Below are 16,125 nucleotides of genomic sequence, written 5' to 3'. Positions count from 1 at the left end.
GTGCGGGGTGTCAGCGGGCGGCGGCGGCCAGCGCCTCGTCGGCCGTCATCAGGTCCGCGTACTTCTGCCCCATGTCGAAGAGGTTGGCCTCGTGGGGCCCGATGGCGCGATCGCCCACGCAATCCGTCAGCACGATCGTGCGCATGTTGTGCGACACGGCGTCGACGACGGTCGCCCGGACGCAGCCGGAGGTCGTGCAGCCGGCGACGAACAACGTGTCGACGCGATGCCAGGCCAGCCAGCCGGCGAACTCGGTGCCGAAGAAGGCCGACGCCTGCCGCTTGCGCACCACGAGTTCGCCCGCGGCCGGCGTCAGCTCCGTGACGATCTGGCTCAGCGGGCTGGTCTCGGTCAGCTTCAGGAGGCCGGGGGCCTTTCGGGCGAACGCACCGGCATCCGATCCGTCGTCGGCGTAGACGACGCGCGTGTGCGCCACCGGCCAGCCGCGGGCCCGGGCCTCGGCGAGCACGCCGACCGTCTTCTCGATGGCCGGCCCGATATTGCCACCGCCGAAATGGGCGGGATCGGTGAAGCCGACGACGAAATCGACGATGACGAGCGCGGGCTGCGCGCCGATTCCGACGCGGCCGGCGAAACCCTGCTTCTTGTAGATGTCGAGTTCGCTCATCGCGGCACTCCTCCCGAGGCCCTTTCGCCGACAGGCTGGCACAGAAAATCTGTCCGGACAAATCCTTCGGACGGGCATCGCTCGCTGCAATGCAGCGCTTGCAACGGAGCCATCCCTCGCAGAATATGTCCGGACAAGATCGAGGACCCTCCGACGGGCAGGAGCACCATGGCGGACGCCGCATTGCGCCAGCATCTCGAGGCCGGCCGATTCATCTTCGCGCCTGGCGTCTACGACATGATCTCGGCCCTCGTGGCCGACCGGATGGGATTTCCCGCCCTCTACGTCACCGGCTACGGCACGGTGGCTTCCGCGCTCGGGCTGCCCGACGCGGGGCTCGCCTCCTACAGCGAGATGATCGAGCACATCGGCCGCATCGCGGAGATGTCGAAGACACCGGTCATCGCCGATGCAGACACCGGCTACGGCGGCCTCCTCAACGTGCGCCACACGGTGCGCGGCTACGAGAAGGCCGGCGTCACGGCGATCCAGATCGAAGACCAGGAGTTTCCGAAGAAGTGCGGGCACACGCCCAACAGACGCGTGGTGCCCATCGCCGACATGGTCCGCAAGGTGAAGGTGGCGTCCGACGCCCGGTCCAGCGCCGATTTCCTCATCATCGCCCGCACGGATGCGCGCACGTCGCTCGGCCTCGACGAGGCCATCCGTCGCGGCATCGCCTATGGGGAGGCGGGCGCCGACATCGTGTTCATCGAATCGCCGGAGAGCGAGGCGGAGCTCGCCGAGATCGCGCGGCGCGTCGGCAAGCCGGTCATCGCCAACATGGTCAATGGCGGGCGCACGCCGATGCTGCCGGTCGCGCGGCTGAAGGAGCTCGGCTACGCCGCCGCCATCTTCCCGGCCGTGGGCTTCCTCGCCACGGCGCAGGCATTGACGACGGCCTACCAGGATCTGAAGGATCACGGCACCACGAGCGCCGCCGTGCCGATGTACTCCTTCGCCGCCTTCAACGAGCTGATCGGGTTCAAGGATGTGTGGGACTTCGAGAAGCGCTACGCCGAGGTGGAGTGAAGCGTCCGGATCCCGACTGATCCCGCCATGCCTCGCGGCGGGGATGCGACCGCGATGAGCGTCGATCCGCCGCGTTACCAGCAGATCCTCGACGTCCTGCGCCGGCGGGTCGAGGACGGCTCCTATCCTCTCGACCAGAGCCTTCCGACCGAGAGCGAGCTTTGCGAGGAGTTCGGCGCCAGCCGCTACACGATCCGGGAAGCCCTGCGGCGGCTCGTGGAGCAGGGCATGGTCCTGAGGCGGCAGGGCGCCGGAAGCGTCGTGGTGGCGCAGAAGCCGCAGGCCCGCTACGTCCACTCGCTTTCGTCGCTGGCCGACCTCTTCCAGTTCGCGCTCGACACGCACTACGAGGTGCTCTCGATCGGCACGGTGAAGCTGCCGGCGGCGCTGGCCGAGGCGGTGGGTGGAACGCCGGGTGCTTCGTGGTCGCTGATCAAGGGCATCCGCCGCACGCAGAGGGGCGGGGACGTCGTCTGCTACACGCACTCCTACGTTCCGGACCGCCTGCGCCGGCTCGTGCGGTCGCTTCCGGGAACGGTAGGGCCCTTCTACGCGCATCTCGCCGAGCGCTCCGGGGAGGAGATCGTCGAGGCCGACCAGGAGATCCGGGGGGAGGCCATGAACGAAGAGGTGGCGGATCATCTCGGCCGCGAGCCCGGCACCGTCGCTCTGTGCGTGCTGCGCCGTTACACCTCCGCCCAGGGAACGCTGATCGCATCGTTCAACTGGCACGTCGCGGAGGACTTCAGCTCGAAGATGAAGATCCTGAGGAACATGTAGCCGCGGTGGGAGGCCGGTCCCGGCCACGCCGGAACGCAAATTTGGCGTTGCGCGGCGGCGGAGGCCATAGCACCGTCCTCGGCTACAAGACCGGGTGCCTGCCCGTGTCCTCCGGGAGGATCCCCCGTCCATGAAGTCGCATGCGCGTGTCGTCGTCATCGGCGGAGGCGTCGTCGGCGTCTCCGTGCTCTACCATCTGGCGAAGATCGGGTGGTCGGACGTCGTCCTCGTCGAGAAGAACGAGCTCACCTCGGGCTCCACGTGGCACGCGGCCGGCGGCGTCACCACGCTGAACTCCGACGCCAATGTCTCGCGACTGCAGAAGTATACGTTCGACCTCTACCGCGAGCTGGAGAGGGTGACCGGCCAGTCGTGCGGCATCCATCACAACGGCGGCATCTACCTCGCGACGACCGACGGGCAGATGGACTTCCTGCGCCTGATCCATTCGCGGGCTCGGTATCTCGGCATGGACACCGAGATGATCCCGGTGTCCGAGGCGAAGCGCCGCAACGTCCTCATCGAGGAGAGCCACTTCAAGGGTGCACTCTGGCGCGAGGACGGCGGCTATGTCGATCCGTGGCTGGTGACCCAGGCCTACGCGACGGCGGCGAGGGCGCTTGGAGCCCAGATCGAACGGTTCACGGAGGTGACGGCCCTGAAGCCCCTGCCCGAGGGCGGGTGGGACGTCGTCACGACGAAGGGGACGATCCGCGCCGAGCACGTCGTCAACGCCGCCGGCCTGTGGGCACGCGAAGTCGGGCGGATGGTGGGATTGTCGCTGCCGGTGCTGGCGATGGAACACCACTACATCGTCACAGAGCCCGTGCCGGAGCTCGCCGGCCTCGAGCGGGAGATCATCAACACCTCCGACTTCACCGGCGAGATCTATCTCCGGCAGGAGGGGCAGGGCGTCCTGCTCGGTACCTACGAGCAGAATTGCCGCGTGTGGGCGCCGGAGACCACACCGCACGACTTCCACAGCCAGTTGCTGCCCGACGACCTGGAGAGGATCGCGCCGGAGCTGGAGCGCGGCTTCCGGCACTTCCCGGCCGCCGGCCGGGTCGGGATCAAGAAGATCATCAACGGCCCCTTCACCTTCTCCCCCGACGGCAATCCGCTCGTCGGCCCGGTGAAAGGCCTGCCGGGCTACTGGAACGCCTGCGCCGTGATGGCGGGCTTCAGCCAGGGCGGCGGCATCGGGCTCGTGCTGTCGCGCTGGATCGCGGAGAACGACCCCGGCCAGGACGTGATGGCGATGGACAGCGCCCGCTACGGCCTGTTCGCGACGCCGGCCTACACCCGGGTGAAGGTGCAGGAGAACTACCGCCGGCGGTTCCGCCTCCTCTATCCCAACGAGGAGATGCTGGACGCCCGACCGTTCCGCCGCACACCCGTCTACGACCGGCTCAAGGAGCGCGGCGCCCTGTTCGGCGCCAATTTCGGGCTCGAATCGGCTCTGTGGTTCGCGCCGCCCGGCGTCGAGCCGAAGGAGACGCCCACCTATCGCCGGTCCGAGGCATTCCCGATCATCCGGGCGGAGTGCCATGCGGTGCGCACCGGCGTCGGGCTCTACGAGACCTCGAACTACGCCAAGTACGAGGTGACGGGGCGCGGCGCACGCCAGTGGCTCGACCGGGTCTTCGCCTGCCGCCTCCCGCTGCCGGGTCGCATGGCCATCGCGCCGATGCTGAACGAACGGGGGCGGATCATGGGCGACCTGTCCATCGCCACGCTTGCGGAGGATCGCTACCTCATTGTCGGATCGGGCTTCGCCGAGGCGTTCCACATGCGCTGGTTCGCGCGGCAGGCGCCGCCGGACGACGTCTTTGTCCGGTCCGCCTGTTCCACTCTGACGGGCTTCGCCATCTCGGGCCCGAAGGCACGCACCCTCCTCGCACGGCTTGCGGACTTCGACGTCTCGAACGAGGCCTTCCGGTTCTTCGCGGTGCGCGAGGGGGCCGTCGGCATGGCGCCGGCGATCGTGCAGCGCTGCGGCTTCACGGGCGAGCTCGGCTACGAGATCTGGGTGACGCCCGACTACCAGCTGCAGTTGTACGACGACCTTCTGGCGGCCGGCGAGGATCTCGGCCTCTCGCTCTACGGCGGCCGGGCGCTGTCGTCGCTGAGGCTGGAGAAGAATTACGGCTCCTTCAACCGCGACTTCCGGCCCGACTACACGCCGGGCGAGACCGGCCTCGACCGCTTCGTCGCGTTCGACAAGCCGGTGGATTTCATGGGCAAGGCAGCCGTCGTCGCCGAACGAGAGCGGGGTGCGAAGCGCCGGTTCGTCGTCATGGCGGTGGACGCCCCGCATGCCGACGTCGTCGGCTACGAAGTGATCCTCAAGGACGGCGCGCCGGTGGGGCACGTCACCTCCGGCAGCTTCGGGCACTGGGTCGGCAAGAGCCTCGCGGCCGGATACGTGCCGGCGGAGCTCGCCCGGGACGGCGAGACCTTCGCCATCGACATTCTCGGCGAGGAGTGCCGGGCGGTGGTGACTGCCGTGCCTCTGCACGACCCCGACGGAGCGAGGCTGCGGTCGTGAGCGAGGGGACTGGACGGCGCCGAGAGCGCCGGGGCGGGGCGGGGCGCGGAGCTTTCGAGCATGCCCCCCTGCCGCGCCTCGTGAATCCATGGGCTCCGCTGGACATCCTCACCGTCGAGCAGGTGGAGCGAATCGTGGGAGGCGCCTGGACCGTGCTGGAGGAGCACGGCATGGAGATCCGCAGCGCCGAGGCGCGGGCGATCTTCGCCCGGCACGGGGCGATCGTGGACGAGGCCACGGGCCTCGTTCGCATCGGCCGCGAGATCGTCGAGGCGATGCTGGCGCACGCGCCGTCGCGCTTCGTGATCCATGCGCGCAACCCGGCCCGCGACCTCCATGTCGGCGGCAATGTCGTTAACTTCGGCCCCGTCAACGGCGCGCCGAACGTCAGCGACCTCGAGCGCGGACGGCGCTACGGGGACATCGAGGCCTTCCGCGACATCCTCAAGGTGACGCACCGGCTCGGCGTGCTGCACTGGCAGGGCGGCGTCGTGGTGGAGCCGGTCGACCTGCCGGTCGCGACACGGCATCTCGACATGTACCGCGCGCACATCGCGCTCTCCGACATCCCGTGGGCGGCGCGCGGCGTCGGCAAGGTGCAGGCGGTCGACGCCATCGCGATGTCGGCGATCGAGCACGGAACGAGCGTGGAGGCACTGGCAGAGCGCCCCACGCTGATGTCCGTCACCAACGTCAACTCGCCCCGGCGCGTCGACGAGGAGATCCTCGACAACATCATGACGATGGCCGCCCATGGCCAGTGCGTCGTGATCACGCCCTTCACGCTGATGGGCGCGATGGCGCCGGTGACGCTGGCGGGCGCGCTCGTGCAGCAGACCGCAGAGGCGCTGGCCATCGTCGCCCTGTGCCAGATGATCCGCCCGAGCGCCCCCTGCGTCATGGGCGGCTTCACCTCCAACGTCGACATGCGGACGGGCTCGCCCGCCTTCGGCACGCCGGAATACGTGAAGGCCGCCATCGCCACGGCGCAGCTGGGCCGGAGGCTCGGCCTGCCGGTCCGCTCCAGCGCGGTGAACGCGTCGCCGTCGCCGGACGCGCAGGCGACATGGGAGACGGACTTTTCGCTATGGGCTGCGATCATGAGCCACAGCCACCTGATCAACCACGCCGCCGGATGGCTGGAAGGTGGCCTCACCGCGTCGATGGAGAAGATCGTCCTCGACGCGGAGGTGCTGCGCGGCTGGGCCGAGGTGCTGAAGCCGCTGGATTTCTCCGACGACGACCTTGCGCTCGACGCCATTGGCGCCGTGGCGGCGGGCGGGCACTTCTTCGGCTCCCCCCACACCCTCGCCCGCTACGAGACCGCGTTCCATCGCCCCATCGTCTCCGACTGGTCGAACTACGAGAACTGGCGCGACGCCGGGTCGAAGACCGCGACCGACCGCGCCCTGGGCGTGTGGAAGACGGCACGCGACAGCCATGTCGAGCCGCCACTCGACCCCGCCGTGGCGGATGAGCTCGATGCCTATGTGGCGCGTCGCAAGGTGGAACTGGCGACCGCGGCCGCATGAGCACACGCCCCACCCTTTTCGCGAATGCGCGCATGTATGCCGTGACGCCGGCCGTGGAGGAGGCCTGGCGGACCCTTCTCGCGCATGTCGCGGAGGAAGCCGGCGTCACGCTCGACTACCTCCCCTATCCCGCGCCCCAACCGCTGGAGACGCTGTGGCGCCGCGCCGACCTCGGCTGCGCCTTCATGTGCGGCTATCCCATCGCTCTACGATTGGCCGACGTGACGCCCATTGCCGCGCCGGTCCCCTCGCTGACCTGGGCGCAACACCGGCCGGTGTACAGGTCCGACCTCATCGTGCGCGACGATTCTCCCTTCCGCACGCTGGAGGACACGTTCGGGCATCGCGCGGGCTGGACGGTCGAGCACTCGCACTCGGGCTTCAACGCCTTCCGGCACCATCTGCTGGCCTACCGGACGTCGGAACGTCCTGTCCTCTACGCCGAGATGGTTGGGTCGCTCGTGACGGCGCGGGCCATCCTCGACGCCGTGCGCGAGGGCCGCATCGACGTGGGACCGCTCGACGCCTACTGGCACGCGCTGATCCGGCGGCACAACCCGGCGCTGACGGACGGCGTCCGCATCATCGCATCGACGGACGTCGCGCCGATGCCGGCGTTCGTCGCCGGCCCCGCGACGGCACCGGACGCGATCGCCCGGCTTCGGGCAGCCTTCTCCGTCGCACGCGACCGGGCATGGTTCGCGCCGCTGGCAGACACCCTGCTCGTCGAAGGGTTCGTGCCGGTCTCCCGGGACGACTTCGCGCCCACGCTGGCGTGGGACCGCGAGGCAGTCGCCGCAGGCTACACCGTGCCGCGCTGAAGCTCGACCGGCGCCTGTGCCTGCTGCCGTTCGTCCTTCGCGTCCGGCATGCTGCCATCCCGGAACGCAGCCCGGCCCGTCGGGTGCACCGGCGCGTCATGCCGGGTCAGGAGGAAGCGCCGGAACACCTCCGCATAGCCTCGATAGACGAGGCCACCATTGGATTCGAGGACGGCTTCCCGGTAATCCCCGTACACTTCGGGGAGCCGGTACCACGGCAGCGTGGGCCATCGGTGGTGGACGACGTGCAGGTTGTTGTGCAGGAACAGCAGACCCAGCACGGGAGCCCGTTCGACGATGGCGGTCCGCTGGTCCACCGCATCGCGCGCCTTGTGCTCGGCGAAGGAGCGCACCAACGCCAGCGACGTCCCGCAATAGACGAAGCCGAGCAGGTACTGCCAGACAGGCATGTCGCAGACGGCGATGACCCAGACCGCGAGCAGCCCCACCCAGAGGACATGCCAGCTCCAGTTGCGGATCGTCTCCTCGTCGCCCGCGAGCGCCTTGCGGACTTCGGTCAACCAGAAGTGCCCGATCGACCAGAGCGGACCGATGACGAGCCGTCCCAGCAGCGTCCCCTGCATCCCGACGAGGCGCCGGCCGAGCGGCCCCAGTTCACGCCAGCCCTCGGCGGTCCAATAGCGGCTCTCGGGGTCATCCAGCGGGTCGGTCAGGCGCTCGTCGCAGTGATGGATCAGGTGTGACCGGCGGTAGCACTCGAAGGGCAGCCACAGCCAGAAGGGCGGAGTGGCCAGCGCGGTGTTCAGGGCCCGGTTGCGCGTGGGGTGCCCGTGAAGCGCCTCATGCTGGGCAGAGCCCCACCATGCAGCCGTCCACGCCGCCAATGGCAGCCAGAGCCACAACGGCAGCGCATCATGGAGCCAGGTCAGGGCGAGCCAGAGCCCATAGATGACGACGAAAAGCGCGACGGTCGGCCATTCGACGGCGGGGAGGCGCTGGATGGGCTGGATCTGGTCGAGGGACATGTTGCGGCGGGCGACTCGGGCTTCGCCATTGTGACGTCGGATCGCCTGTCGCCTCAAGCGTCGTACCGCCCTGTCCCGCCCCCTCGGATGACGTCGTGGGGCACCTTTCCCGATCCGCGCGTCCGGATGGGTCCCGGCCAATCACCTGAACCGGCGCGTCGTGGCGTCCCGGAGCAGCCGGCGCTTGCGGATGCGGCACCAGCAGGGGGTTGCAATGCCGGACCGGAGCCGCTAATGAACCCGCCCGTGCACGGCGTTTGCCGCCGACGCACCGCGCGCCCGTAGCTCAGCTGGATAGAGCACCAGACTACGAATCTGGGGGTCAGAGGTTCGAATCCTTTCGGGCGCGCCATTTCAGTACAGAACTATGAACGCCGAACGCCGCCGATTTCCCTCCCGAAGCGGCGGCGACGAGCGTTCGCAGCAATTCCGACTTCGATCCCATGATGCGAGCCTCGGCGTCGTCAACTTCGACGCGCTGTGCGAGTGCGCGCAGATGGTCACGGCGATAGCCGCCATCTTCCAGCCGTATCCGCTCGCGCGCCTTGCGGGCGAAGGATTTGAGCATGTCGGCGGTGACGGCTTCGCCGCCCTCGCTTTCTAGCGCGGCCTCTATGCGGTCAGCGTCGGCCTGAGCTTGATCCCTGACCGCCTTGAGGCCGGCAATGCGATCTCTCGCCACCGAATCGTCCTTATCGACCAAGCCGGATTCGATGGCGTCAAAGAGACGGCCGAGCCGCTGGTCTGCTTCCGTGATTCGCCGATGCAGTTCGGCAAGATGCTCGCGACGGCGCTCGGTTCGCTCCTGGCGACGGTCGATGATGCTGGAAAGGATGGTTTCCAGCCGTGTCGGCCGGAGCAAGCGGCCCTCGATGTGATCGACGACAAGATGGTTAAGCCTGTCCATCTGGATCGTGCGCCCCTCGCAGCCGGTCTTACCCTGCCGCGCCTTGGTCGAGCAGGTGTAATAGCGATATGTGCCACCCGCGCTGCCTCGGCCGGTGCGCAGCGTCATTGCGCCTCCGCACTTGGCGCAGAAGCAAATGCCGGTCAGAAGCGTGGGGCCGCTCGAAACGCGCGCCGGCGTCACCATCGGCTGACGGGATTTGAGACGGGCTTGCACCGCGTCGAAAAGCTCCCGCTCTATCAAGGGCGGCACCGCCATGATAGCGACCTCGCTCTCCGGCTTCTTCTGGCGGTCCTTGTGCGACCGCGTGTTGAACCTGTGCTCGCCGATATAGGTGGTGCGGGTCAGGATGGCATGGACTTGCGCCAAGCCCCATCGGCCGCCGTCGCGGGTGAAGATGCGGCGCTCGTTGAGGTAGGTCGCGATGGCCTTGACGCCCATTGCGCCGGACGTGCCATCACCTTCAAGGAACAGGCGATAGATCAGCCGCACGGTGTCGGCGTGCAGCGGGTCGATCTCCAGCTTCTTCTTGATCTTCGATCCCCGCTGCTCGGCCGCGAGGATGCGATAGCCGATAGGTGGCCGTGCGCCGTTCCAGAAGCCTTGCCGGGCGTTCTCGTTCATGGTGCGCAGGACGTGCTTGGCGTTCTCCTTCGACTGGTATTCGTCGAACAGCGCCATGATCTGCCGCATCATCTGGTGCATCGGATCGTCGCCCATCTCCTGCGTGATGGAGACGAGCTTGATGCCGTTCTTTGCGAGCTTCCTGACGTAGAACTCCAGCTCAAAGTGATCGCGGAAGAAACGGCTGAACGAATGCACCACGACGATATCGAACGGCGCGGGCTTGGTCGTTGCCGCCTCGATCATGCGCTGGAATTCCGGGCGCTTGTCGTTGGTGGCGGAAGCGCCGGCTTCCACGAAGGTTTCGACAAGCTGGTAGCCGCGCGAGGCGCACCAGGTTTCGCCCTGCTTGCGCTGGTCGGGAATCGACACGTCATGCTCGGCCTGCCGCGCTGTCGAGACGCGCAGATAGAGCGCGGCGCGGGTGGCGACGTTGGGATTGTGGAAGTTCATCGGCTTCCTCCCGCAGCTTTCCGCGTTTCGACGCGACCGATCAACGGCAACGCCAGTTCCACACGGTCATGAACGACCCTGGGCGCGAGCTTGCGGCCGTGGCCGCGCTCGAAACGGACGAGGCCGTAGGTTTCCATCGTTTTCAGGGTGCGCGAGAGATTGGAAGCCGCCCGCCCGGTGATCTCCGCCAGCTCCTCAAGCGATGCAGGCGCTTTCTCGGCGATGATGCGCAGCAATTCGCGATTGCCGGCCGACAGCACCTTGGCGAAAGATTCGGTCGAAGTGAACCACACCTTCGGATCGCCTGCCGCCGACTTTTCCTCGCCGCGCGCAATCCGCATGGTGCGGGCTTTCATTTCCTCGTAGTCGGCAATCCCGACTTTCAATGTGGTCATATCACGCCTCGCTCCTTCAACACCGCGTCCACCGCCTGCCAGAAGTCGGCCAGCAGCGTGGCCGCATCCTCGTAGGCGTAAGGCTTCACGGTTTGGAGGCGATGCCGATGGTCCATCGGCTCGCCGCGCCTGCCTCGGCCGACCGGATGGGCGTTGTCGAAGCCGACCAGCCGTTCGCCCGAAGGCCCATGAAGCGTGAGCGAGTAATCGAGGCCATGCGGCTTTTCCGGCGACGCCGGAACGCGGGTGACGATGAACTTCACCCAATGGCCGCCTTCGGGATCGACAACGAGCACTTGGCCGTCGAGGTCCAGAAGCGTGTCGAGGTTCGGATCGCGATCCTCGCTCATGCCTTTTTCCTATCAGTTTGTGATAGGAATGGCAAGCCGTCTTTCAGTTTTTTCGGGCTTAGCAGCTCATCGAAAACATCGCCGAACCATCGCTCGAATACCTCTATCTCAGCCTCGGTGACGGGCACATCATCGGGCCAATCGTCGGTGACGGAAAAGTTCTCCCCGTCTATGGCGTCAAGCAAAGAGTTACGGCGCTGGCGCGTCGGCGCTGGCTCGTCGTCATAGCTGTATAGGTCGTCGGGGAGTGTCTTCGGGGCCGGCTGCCGGGGGCGGCCCTTTCTGGTGCGACGGCGTTGTGCGCACATGGAGTCCTCCGTGGTTCGCTGCTGGATTCCGGGCAGCTGGAAGCCCCGGAATTAGGCGAAGCATGGAGGGGGATCGGCGGCGCGTAGCGTGCCGCATTTGCGCTGCTGTGCTGGCGGCACCCCTGCTGTCGGGTGCCGCCGGTAGATCAGCCGGCCGCGCGCCGGGCTTTCTGAAACTCTCGATCCGTGGCGAGGAAGCGTTCCAGCATCGGCACGATGAGTTTTTCCGGCTCGATTGGCGGCTGTCCTGCGCCGGCCAGCAAGCGCCCGTAAAGCTGCAAGTCCCGAAAGAGCGTCGCGGGCAATTCGCGCGACACCTTGACCGGCTTGTCGTCGGGGAGCGCGCCGAGTTTCAGCTTGGTCATGGTCAACTCCTGTAGGGTTCGAGCACAAGGTCGTGCGTGACCACGATCCTGACCGGGAAGCCCGGCCGGATGGTCAGCGTCGGCGCGATGTTGAGCTGGCGTCCGACGATCTGCTGGCCGATCTGACTGGTGCTGTTCGACGCGCCCTGTTGCAGAGCGCGGGCAATGTCGCTCTCGTTGCCCGAATAGCCGGCTTCCGAGCCGACGCTAAGAACGGTCGAGAGCAGCGCGGCCTTGAACAATTCGCCCCAATGATAATCGACGCCATCCTCAAGCCCGGCATAGCCCTGGCTGTCCGCGCCCGGCTGCCGCTCCAACACGATAGAGCGGCCATTCGGGAAAATGAGGCGATTCCAGATGAGCAGCACGCGCCGCTGGCCGAACTGCACGTTGTTGTCATACTGGCCGATGATCCGCGTCCCCTGCGGCACGAGCAGGATGCGCCCGGTCGGGCTGTCATAGACCGGCTCCGTCACCTGGGCGGTGATCTGGCCGGGCAAGTCGGAGCGGATGCCGGTGATGAGCGCGGCCGGGATCACGGCCCCGGCCTGAAGCACGAAGGGCGATGCGGGAGCCGTGACGCGATCCGCCGATGTGGTGCGGCGATCGACCGGCGCATTGAGGAAAGCAAGCTGCTTGTCCTGCGCGGTCTGCTGGCCGGGCTGCCCTGTGAGGTTGGCAAGGTCGAGGCCGGCAAGCCCCGGCGTGGACGTGCCGGGCGGACTCGCGGTGCGCGCCTCGGTCTGGAAGAACACGCGGCTGGTGCGCGCGGATTCTGCCTCGGCGAGCCGGCGTTCCTCGGCGCGATCTACGGCCGGCGCGGTGATCGTCGGCGGAACAACCGGCTGCCCCCTGTTCTGCGCGTCGAGGATCGGGCGGCCAAGATCGCCTGGCAGCGGCGGCCCCAGGACCGGGCCGGTATAATCCTTCGGCAACCCGGCGAGGCCATCGGCAGGCTGGCGGTTGGAAGTCGAATACAGCTCCTTGCCTCCGTCGCCGGGCGCGCGGGTCTGGAGCGCATAGATCAGCGTTCCACCGATCCCGACAAGCGCGACGGCCGCCGCGCTAGCGAGCACCTTGCGCGACAGGCGGGTGACGCGCGGCGGTTCGGCACGAAGCCGCATTGGAGCGGCGGTGTTGGTTTCGGTATCGGTCATTACGATGGCCTCCCGTCCGTGCGGACAATCCTGACGGTCTGCTGGCTCTTGCCGCCGCCAAGGCGCAGCTCGGCCGCGCCGAACAGGCGGTCCACGATCAGGATGTTTTGATAGATGCGGCTGTTGGCGATTTGCGCTTCGCCGTCCGCGCCGATGACGAAAATGGGTGGCATTTCGCCCTGCACGATGCCGCGCGGAAACTCGACATAGACCCTGCGGCCATCGTCATAGACCGCGACGGGTTTCCACGGCGGATTGTCGCCGGTCAGGCCATAGCGGTAGTTGCGCGCCGCGGCGGCCGGAATGACGGGGGTGGCCGGCACCGCCTGCCGCTGGTTGGCTGGTGGCTGCGGATAGGCCCAGGCGACGGCGGGCATATAGGGCTTCTGATCCGAGCGCAGCTCGAGCATGTAAACGCGCCGGTCGGTGGTCACGACAAGGTTCGTCGTGAGGTCCGGCCGGGACGGCTTCACAAGGATATGCACGCGGCGGGTGACGCCGGAGCCGGATTCCGTGTCGCCGATGATCCAGCGCGCCGTGTCGCCGGCTGCAATCGGTCCCGCGCCGGTCAGGCTCTCGCCCGGCTCAAGCGCAATGTCGGTGATCTGGCCGGGCGCGGCATAGACCTGATAGAGCGCGCCTTCGCTCCAGGGATAAATCTGGATGGCGTTGTAATAGCCTTCGCGGCGCGGCTGCACGCGGGCGGCGGCGTTGGCGTTCTCGACGCGGCCAAGCGGCGTGCCGGCTGCCGTGCCTCCCCTGGCGGGGGTCCAGGCTGGCGGGATATGCAACGGCTTCGGCGTCGTGTCGATGACGGCGGCGGGCACGGCCGGCAATGGCGGCACGTTGGCGTCGTAGCTGATTTGCGGCGGCTTGTAGGTCGCGCAGCCGGCCAACATAGTCGCGGAGAGCAGGACGGCCGCGACAGCGGGCGTGTGGATGGATGCTCTCATTGGCTCATCTCCCGCGACCACGAAATTGCGTTGACGTAGATGCCGAGCGGATTGGCTTTCAGCCGGTCGGCGTCGCGCGGCGGCTGAATCACGATGGTCAGGATCGCGGTCCATCGTTCCGTGGTGGCGAGCTTGCCGTCTTCATAGTGCTGCTCGGTCCAGGCCACGCGGAAGCTATTGGGCGAGGCGCGAATGACGCTCGACACATCGACCGAAACCTGTTGCTTGCCGACTTTTGCAAACGGGTCGTTGGCGCGCGCATAATCGTTGAGCGCCGCCGCGCCCTGGTCGGTCGTCCATTCGTAGGCGCGAAGCCAGTTCTGCCGGACAATGATGGGATCGGCGGGGATGCTCCTGACCTGCTCGATGAAGCGCGCCAGATGCCACGCCACTTGCGGGTCTGTCGGCCGATAGTCGGCGGTGGCCGGCGCGACGGTTTGCGCCTGGCCGAGCTTGTCCACTTGAACCACCCAGGGCACGACAGTCCCGCGTGCGGTCTGCCAGACAAGGGCGGACGCGAAGCCGGCCGATAGGATCAGGCTGCCGAACGCCATATAGCGCCAGTTGCGAGCCTGGACGCGAGCAGAACCTATCCGCTCGTCCCAAACCTGCGCGGCGCGCTGATATGGCGTTTCGGGTTGTGGGGTCTTGCCGTAATGCACGGCGGGTCGCTTGAAGATGCTCATGTGCGGTCGCTTTCAGAGAGGTTGACGGAAGAACTGGAGGCATGGCCGTCGCCGGAGCGGACGGCGTGCGCGGCTGTCTGAACGGCATGGGCGGTGTGTCCGCCCTGCCGCATCCGCTGCGCCCAGCCGGGCGATGCGCCAGCGGCCGGCGCGGATGCGGACGCGCCGCCAACCGTGCCAGCGGTCGATGTGCCGCCGGTCGCGCCGAACCCGGCCTTCACGCCATCGGCAAAGCTGGATTTGACGCTTGCGGCCGCGCGACGCAGCGGCGATGTGGCCGCGCTGCCTGCGGCGCGCGCCACGCCGCCCAGGCCGGAAGCGACGCCCGCCGCGCCGGACTGCCCGAACGAACCAAGGCTATAAGCGGCGGATGCCGCGCCGGCTGTGGTCGCGCCACCGCGCACGGCCGCCGCGCCTCCCTTTGCGGCAAGGCCGACCGCGCCGCCTGCGGCAAGGGCAGCGCCGCCAACGGCAAGGCCGGTGCCGACTGCCGCGCCCGCGCCAAGCTGCGGCCCGCCACTGACAAGACCGGACGCGATGCCGGGACCGAATATGCCAAGGCCGACGAGCGACAGCGCCGCGAGCACGATAGCCATTGCGTCGTCGATGCTCGGCGTCTGCCCGCCGAAGCCTTGCGTGAATTGCGAGAACAGCGTCGAGCCGATGCCGACGATGACGGCGAGCACCAGAACCTTGATGCCGCTGGAAATCACGTTGCCAAGCACGCGCTCGGCCATGAACGCGGTCTTGCCGAACAGCCCGAACGGGATGAGGACGAAGCCGGCTAAGGTGGACAGCTTGAACTCGATCAGCGTCACGAAAAGCTGGATGGCGAGGATGAAGAACGCGAGGATGACCAGCGCCCAGGCGAACATCAGGCAAGCGATCTGGATGAAGTTCTCGAAGAACGACACCCAACCCATGAGGTCGGAAATGGAGTCGAGAAGCGGCCGGGCGGCGTCTAGGCCGGTTTGCGCCACCTTGCCGGGCCGCATCAGGTCGGCGGCCGAAAATCCCGTCCCGCTCGCCTTCAGGCCAAGGCCCGCGAAGCTGTCGAACACGATCTTCGCAAGGTTGTTCCAGTTGCCGATAAGATAGGCGAAGACGCCGACGAACAGCGTCTTCTTCACCAGCCGGGCAATGATGTCGTCATCCGCGCTCCAGCTCCAGAACAGCGCAGCGAGCGTCACGTCGATGACGATGAGCGTTGTCGCCACGAAGGCGACTTCGCCGGATAGCAGCCCGAACCCGCTGTCGATGTAGCGGGTGAAGGTGCCGAGAAAATTGTCGATGACGCCAGCGCCGCCCATGCGTCACCGCCCTTCCGGCGCGGCCGGCGCGTGGGTCCGGCCGAGAAAGCGGTCGCGGGTTTCGGCCCATACGCGCAGGCATTCCGCATCGTCGGCCGCTTTCTGCCCAAGCTGCTGGCACCGCCGCTGCCCTGCGCGCAGCGGGTCGCTGTCGGGCTGGACAGGACGTGCCGGCGCCTCTGCCGGCACGTCTTCCTTTCGGGTCATCTGAATGGCTGTCGCCGTGATGGCGATGGCGACGAACACGATTGCGCCGATGCGCGCCAGCAACTTGCCGTCCATGCGCCCGC

17 protein-coding genes and 1 tRNA gene are annotated in these 16,125 nt (G+C 67.5%); 6 read left to right on the top strand and 12 right to left on the bottom strand.

From position 1 onward, the window contains the following. Nucleotides 1-10: 10 nt before the first annotated feature. On the bottom strand, nucleotides 11-628 hold the full coding sequence (locus ACX9GQ_RS07185; RefSeq protein ID WP_459628821.1) for an isochorismatase family protein: 618 nt from the start codon (nucleotides 626-628) through the stop codon (nucleotides 11-13). 168 nt (nucleotides 629-796) lie between these two features. On the opposite strand from ACX9GQ_RS07185, the gene ACX9GQ_RS07180 reads away from it, so the two are divergent. The 5 genes from ACX9GQ_RS07180 to ACX9GQ_RS07160 all read left to right on the top strand — a co-directional run bounded on the left by ACX9GQ_RS07180 (nucleotide 797) and on the right by ACX9GQ_RS07160 (nucleotide 7,341). Next, complete coding sequence (locus ACX9GQ_RS07180) at nucleotides 797-1,660, top strand: isocitrate lyase/PEP mutase family protein (protein ID WP_459628820.1); 864 nt, start codon at nucleotides 797-799, stop codon at nucleotides 1,658-1,660. A 54-nt stretch (nucleotides 1,661-1,714) separates the two neighbouring features. Next, nucleotides 1,715-2,440, top strand: coding sequence for a GntR family transcriptional regulator (locus ACX9GQ_RS07175; RefSeq protein ID WP_459628819.1), 726 nt, complete (start codon nucleotides 1,715-1,717; stop codon nucleotides 2,438-2,440). 130 nt (nucleotides 2,441-2,570) lie between these two features. After that, nucleotides 2,571-4,988 (top strand): GcvT family protein, encoded by a 2,418-nt coding sequence (locus ACX9GQ_RS07170; protein WP_459628818.1) that lies wholly within the window; start codon nucleotides 2,571-2,573, stop codon nucleotides 4,986-4,988. Continuing rightward, nucleotides 4,985-6,520 carry a trimethylamine methyltransferase family protein gene (locus ACX9GQ_RS07165; RefSeq protein ID WP_459628817.1) on the top strand — a complete coding sequence of 512 codons (1,536 nt, stop codon included), beginning with the start codon at nucleotides 4,985-4,987 and terminating at the stop codon, nucleotides 6,518-6,520. Before ACX9GQ_RS07170 ends, ACX9GQ_RS07165 begins: the two co-directional genes overlap by 4 nt. Next, nucleotides 6,517-7,341, top strand: coding sequence for a phosphate/phosphite/phosphonate ABC transporter substrate-binding protein (locus tag ACX9GQ_RS07160; RefSeq protein ID WP_459628816.1), 825 nt, complete (start codon nucleotides 6,517-6,519; stop codon nucleotides 7,339-7,341). The genes ACX9GQ_RS07165 and ACX9GQ_RS07160 overlap by 4 nt, the downstream gene beginning before the upstream one ends. On the opposite strand, the gene ACX9GQ_RS07155 is transcribed toward ACX9GQ_RS07160, so the two are convergent. Then, the gene (locus ACX9GQ_RS07155) at nucleotides 7,323-8,327 is read right to left on the bottom strand and encodes a fatty acid desaturase (RefSeq protein ID WP_459628815.1); all 1,005 of its coding nucleotides are present in this window, start codon (nucleotides 8,325-8,327) and stop codon (nucleotides 7,323-7,325) included. The genes ACX9GQ_RS07160 and ACX9GQ_RS07155 overlap by 19 nt on opposite strands. A 275-nt stretch (nucleotides 8,328-8,602) precedes the next feature. On the opposite strand from ACX9GQ_RS07155, the gene ACX9GQ_RS07150 reads away from it, so the two are divergent. Further along, nucleotides 8,603-8,679 (top strand) — tRNA-Arg (locus ACX9GQ_RS07150). Here the strand turns inward: ACX9GQ_RS07150 and ACX9GQ_RS07145 are convergent. The 10 genes from ACX9GQ_RS07145 to trbK-alt form a co-directional block, all read right to left on the bottom strand. After that, nucleotides 8,650-10,311, bottom strand: coding sequence for a recombinase family protein (locus ACX9GQ_RS07145; protein ID WP_459628814.1), 1,662 nt, complete (start codon nucleotides 10,309-10,311; stop codon nucleotides 8,650-8,652). The genes ACX9GQ_RS07150 and ACX9GQ_RS07145 overlap by 30 nt on opposite strands. Continuing rightward, entirely contained in the window at nucleotides 10,308-10,706 is a 399-nt protein-coding gene (locus ACX9GQ_RS07140) for an HVO_A0114 family putative DNA-binding protein (RefSeq protein ID WP_459628661.1), read from the bottom strand. Before ACX9GQ_RS07140 ends, ACX9GQ_RS07145 begins: the two co-directional genes overlap by 4 nt. Continuing rightward, nucleotides 10,703-11,056 (bottom strand): toxin-antitoxin system TumE family protein, encoded by a 354-nt coding sequence (locus ACX9GQ_RS07135; protein ID WP_459628660.1) that lies wholly within the window; start codon nucleotides 11,054-11,056, stop codon nucleotides 10,703-10,705. Before ACX9GQ_RS07135 ends, ACX9GQ_RS07140 begins: the two co-directional genes overlap by 4 nt. Beyond that, nucleotides 11,053-11,364, bottom strand: a complete 312-nt coding sequence (locus ACX9GQ_RS07130; RefSeq protein WP_459628659.1) for a hypothetical protein — start codon at nucleotides 11,362-11,364, stop codon at nucleotides 11,053-11,055. Before ACX9GQ_RS07130 ends, ACX9GQ_RS07135 begins: the two co-directional genes overlap by 4 nt. A gap of 146 nt (nucleotides 11,365-11,510) precedes the next feature. After that, nucleotides 11,511-11,729, bottom strand: a complete 219-nt coding sequence (locus ACX9GQ_RS07125; protein WP_459628658.1) for a DUF2274 domain-containing protein — start codon at nucleotides 11,727-11,729, stop codon at nucleotides 11,511-11,513. 2 nt (nucleotides 11,730-11,731) lie between these two features. Further along, nucleotides 11,732-12,886 (bottom strand): TraB/TrbI/VirB10 family type IV secretion system protein, encoded by a 1,155-nt coding sequence (locus ACX9GQ_RS07120; protein ID WP_459628657.1) that lies wholly within the window; start codon nucleotides 12,884-12,886, stop codon nucleotides 11,732-11,734. Continuing rightward, nucleotides 12,886-13,839 (bottom strand): P-type conjugative transfer protein TrbG, encoded by a 954-nt coding sequence (gene trbG, locus ACX9GQ_RS07115; protein WP_459628656.1) that lies wholly within the window; start codon nucleotides 13,837-13,839, stop codon nucleotides 12,886-12,888. Before trbG ends, ACX9GQ_RS07120 begins: the two co-directional genes overlap by 1 nt. After that, nucleotides 13,836-14,525 carry a conjugal transfer protein TrbF gene (gene trbF / locus ACX9GQ_RS07110; protein WP_459628655.1) on the bottom strand — a complete coding sequence of 230 codons (690 nt, stop codon included), beginning with the start codon at nucleotides 14,523-14,525 and terminating at the stop codon, nucleotides 13,836-13,838. The genes trbG and trbF overlap by 4 nt, the downstream gene beginning before the upstream one ends. Then, nucleotides 14,522-15,835, bottom strand: coding sequence for a P-type conjugative transfer protein TrbL (trbL, locus tag ACX9GQ_RS07105; protein WP_459628654.1), 1,314 nt, complete (start codon nucleotides 15,833-15,835; stop codon nucleotides 14,522-14,524). The genes trbF and trbL overlap by 4 nt, the downstream gene beginning before the upstream one ends. 3 nt (nucleotides 15,836-15,838) lie before the next feature. Beyond that, a complete protein-coding gene (gene trbK-alt, locus ACX9GQ_RS07100) occupies nucleotides 15,839-16,117 on the bottom strand; it encodes a putative entry exclusion protein TrbK-alt (RefSeq protein WP_459628653.1) in 279 nt (92 codons plus the stop codon). Nucleotides 16,118-16,125 lie beyond the last annotated feature (8 nt).

It is taken from the genome of Alsobacter sp. R-9, from assembly GCF_054612375.1.
The sequence above is the reverse complement of the archived record's forward strand: the minus strand, read 5'-3'. Positions and strand labels throughout refer to the sequence as shown.

Excerpts from the sequence above, each read along its gene's own strand:
- ACX9GQ_RS07185 (WP_459628821.1), bottom strand. The coding sequence starts at position 628 with ATGAGCGAACTCGACATCTACAAGAAGCAGGGTTTCGCCGGCCGCGTC.
- ACX9GQ_RS07180 (WP_459628820.1), top strand. The coding sequence starts at position 797 with ATGGCGGACGCCGCATTGCGCCAGCATCTCGAGGCCGGCCGATTCATC.
- ACX9GQ_RS07175 (WP_459628819.1), top strand. The coding sequence starts at position 1,715 with ATGAGCGTCGATCCGCCGCGTTACCAGCAGATCCTCGACGTCCTGCGC.
- ACX9GQ_RS07170 (WP_459628818.1), top strand. The coding sequence starts at position 2,571 with ATGAAGTCGCATGCGCGTGTCGTCGTCATCGGCGGAGGCGTCGTCGGC.
- ACX9GQ_RS07160 (WP_459628816.1), top strand. The coding sequence starts at position 6,517 with ATGAGCACACGCCCCACCCTTTTCGCGAATGCGCGCATGTATGCCGTG.
- ACX9GQ_RS07155 (WP_459628815.1), bottom strand. The coding sequence starts at position 8,327 with ATGTCCCTCGACCAGATCCAGCCCATCCAGCGCCTCCCCGCCGTCGAA.
- ACX9GQ_RS07145 (WP_459628814.1), bottom strand. The coding sequence starts at position 10,311 with ATGAACTTCCACAATCCCAACGTCGCCACCCGCGCCGCGCTCTATCTG.
- ACX9GQ_RS07140 (WP_459628661.1), bottom strand. The coding sequence starts at position 10,706 with ATGACCACATTGAAAGTCGGGATTGCCGACTACGAGGAAATGAAAGCC.
- ACX9GQ_RS07135 (WP_459628660.1), bottom strand. The coding sequence starts at position 11,056 with ATGAGCGAGGATCGCGATCCGAACCTCGACACGCTTCTGGACCTCGAC.
- ACX9GQ_RS07130 (WP_459628659.1), bottom strand. The coding sequence starts at position 11,364 with ATGTGCGCACAACGCCGTCGCACCAGAAAGGGCCGCCCCCGGCAGCCG.
- ACX9GQ_RS07125 (WP_459628658.1), bottom strand. The coding sequence starts at position 11,729 with ATGACCAAGCTGAAACTCGGCGCGCTCCCCGACGACAAGCCGGTCAAG.
- ACX9GQ_RS07120 (WP_459628657.1), bottom strand. The coding sequence starts at position 12,886 with ATGACCGATACCGAAACCAACACCGCCGCTCCAATGCGGCTTCGTGCC.
- trbG (WP_459628656.1), bottom strand. The coding sequence starts at position 13,839 with ATGAGAGCATCCATCCACACGCCCGCTGTCGCGGCCGTCCTGCTCTCC.
- trbF (WP_459628655.1), bottom strand. The coding sequence starts at position 14,525 with ATGAGCATCTTCAAGCGACCCGCCGTGCATTACGGCAAGACCCCACAA.
- trbL (WP_459628654.1), bottom strand. The coding sequence starts at position 15,835 with ATGGGCGGCGCTGGCGTCATCGACAATTTTCTCGGCACCTTCACCCGC.
- trbK-alt (WP_459628653.1), bottom strand. The coding sequence starts at position 16,117 with ATGGACGGCAAGTTGCTGGCGCGCATCGGCGCAATCGTGTTCGTCGCC.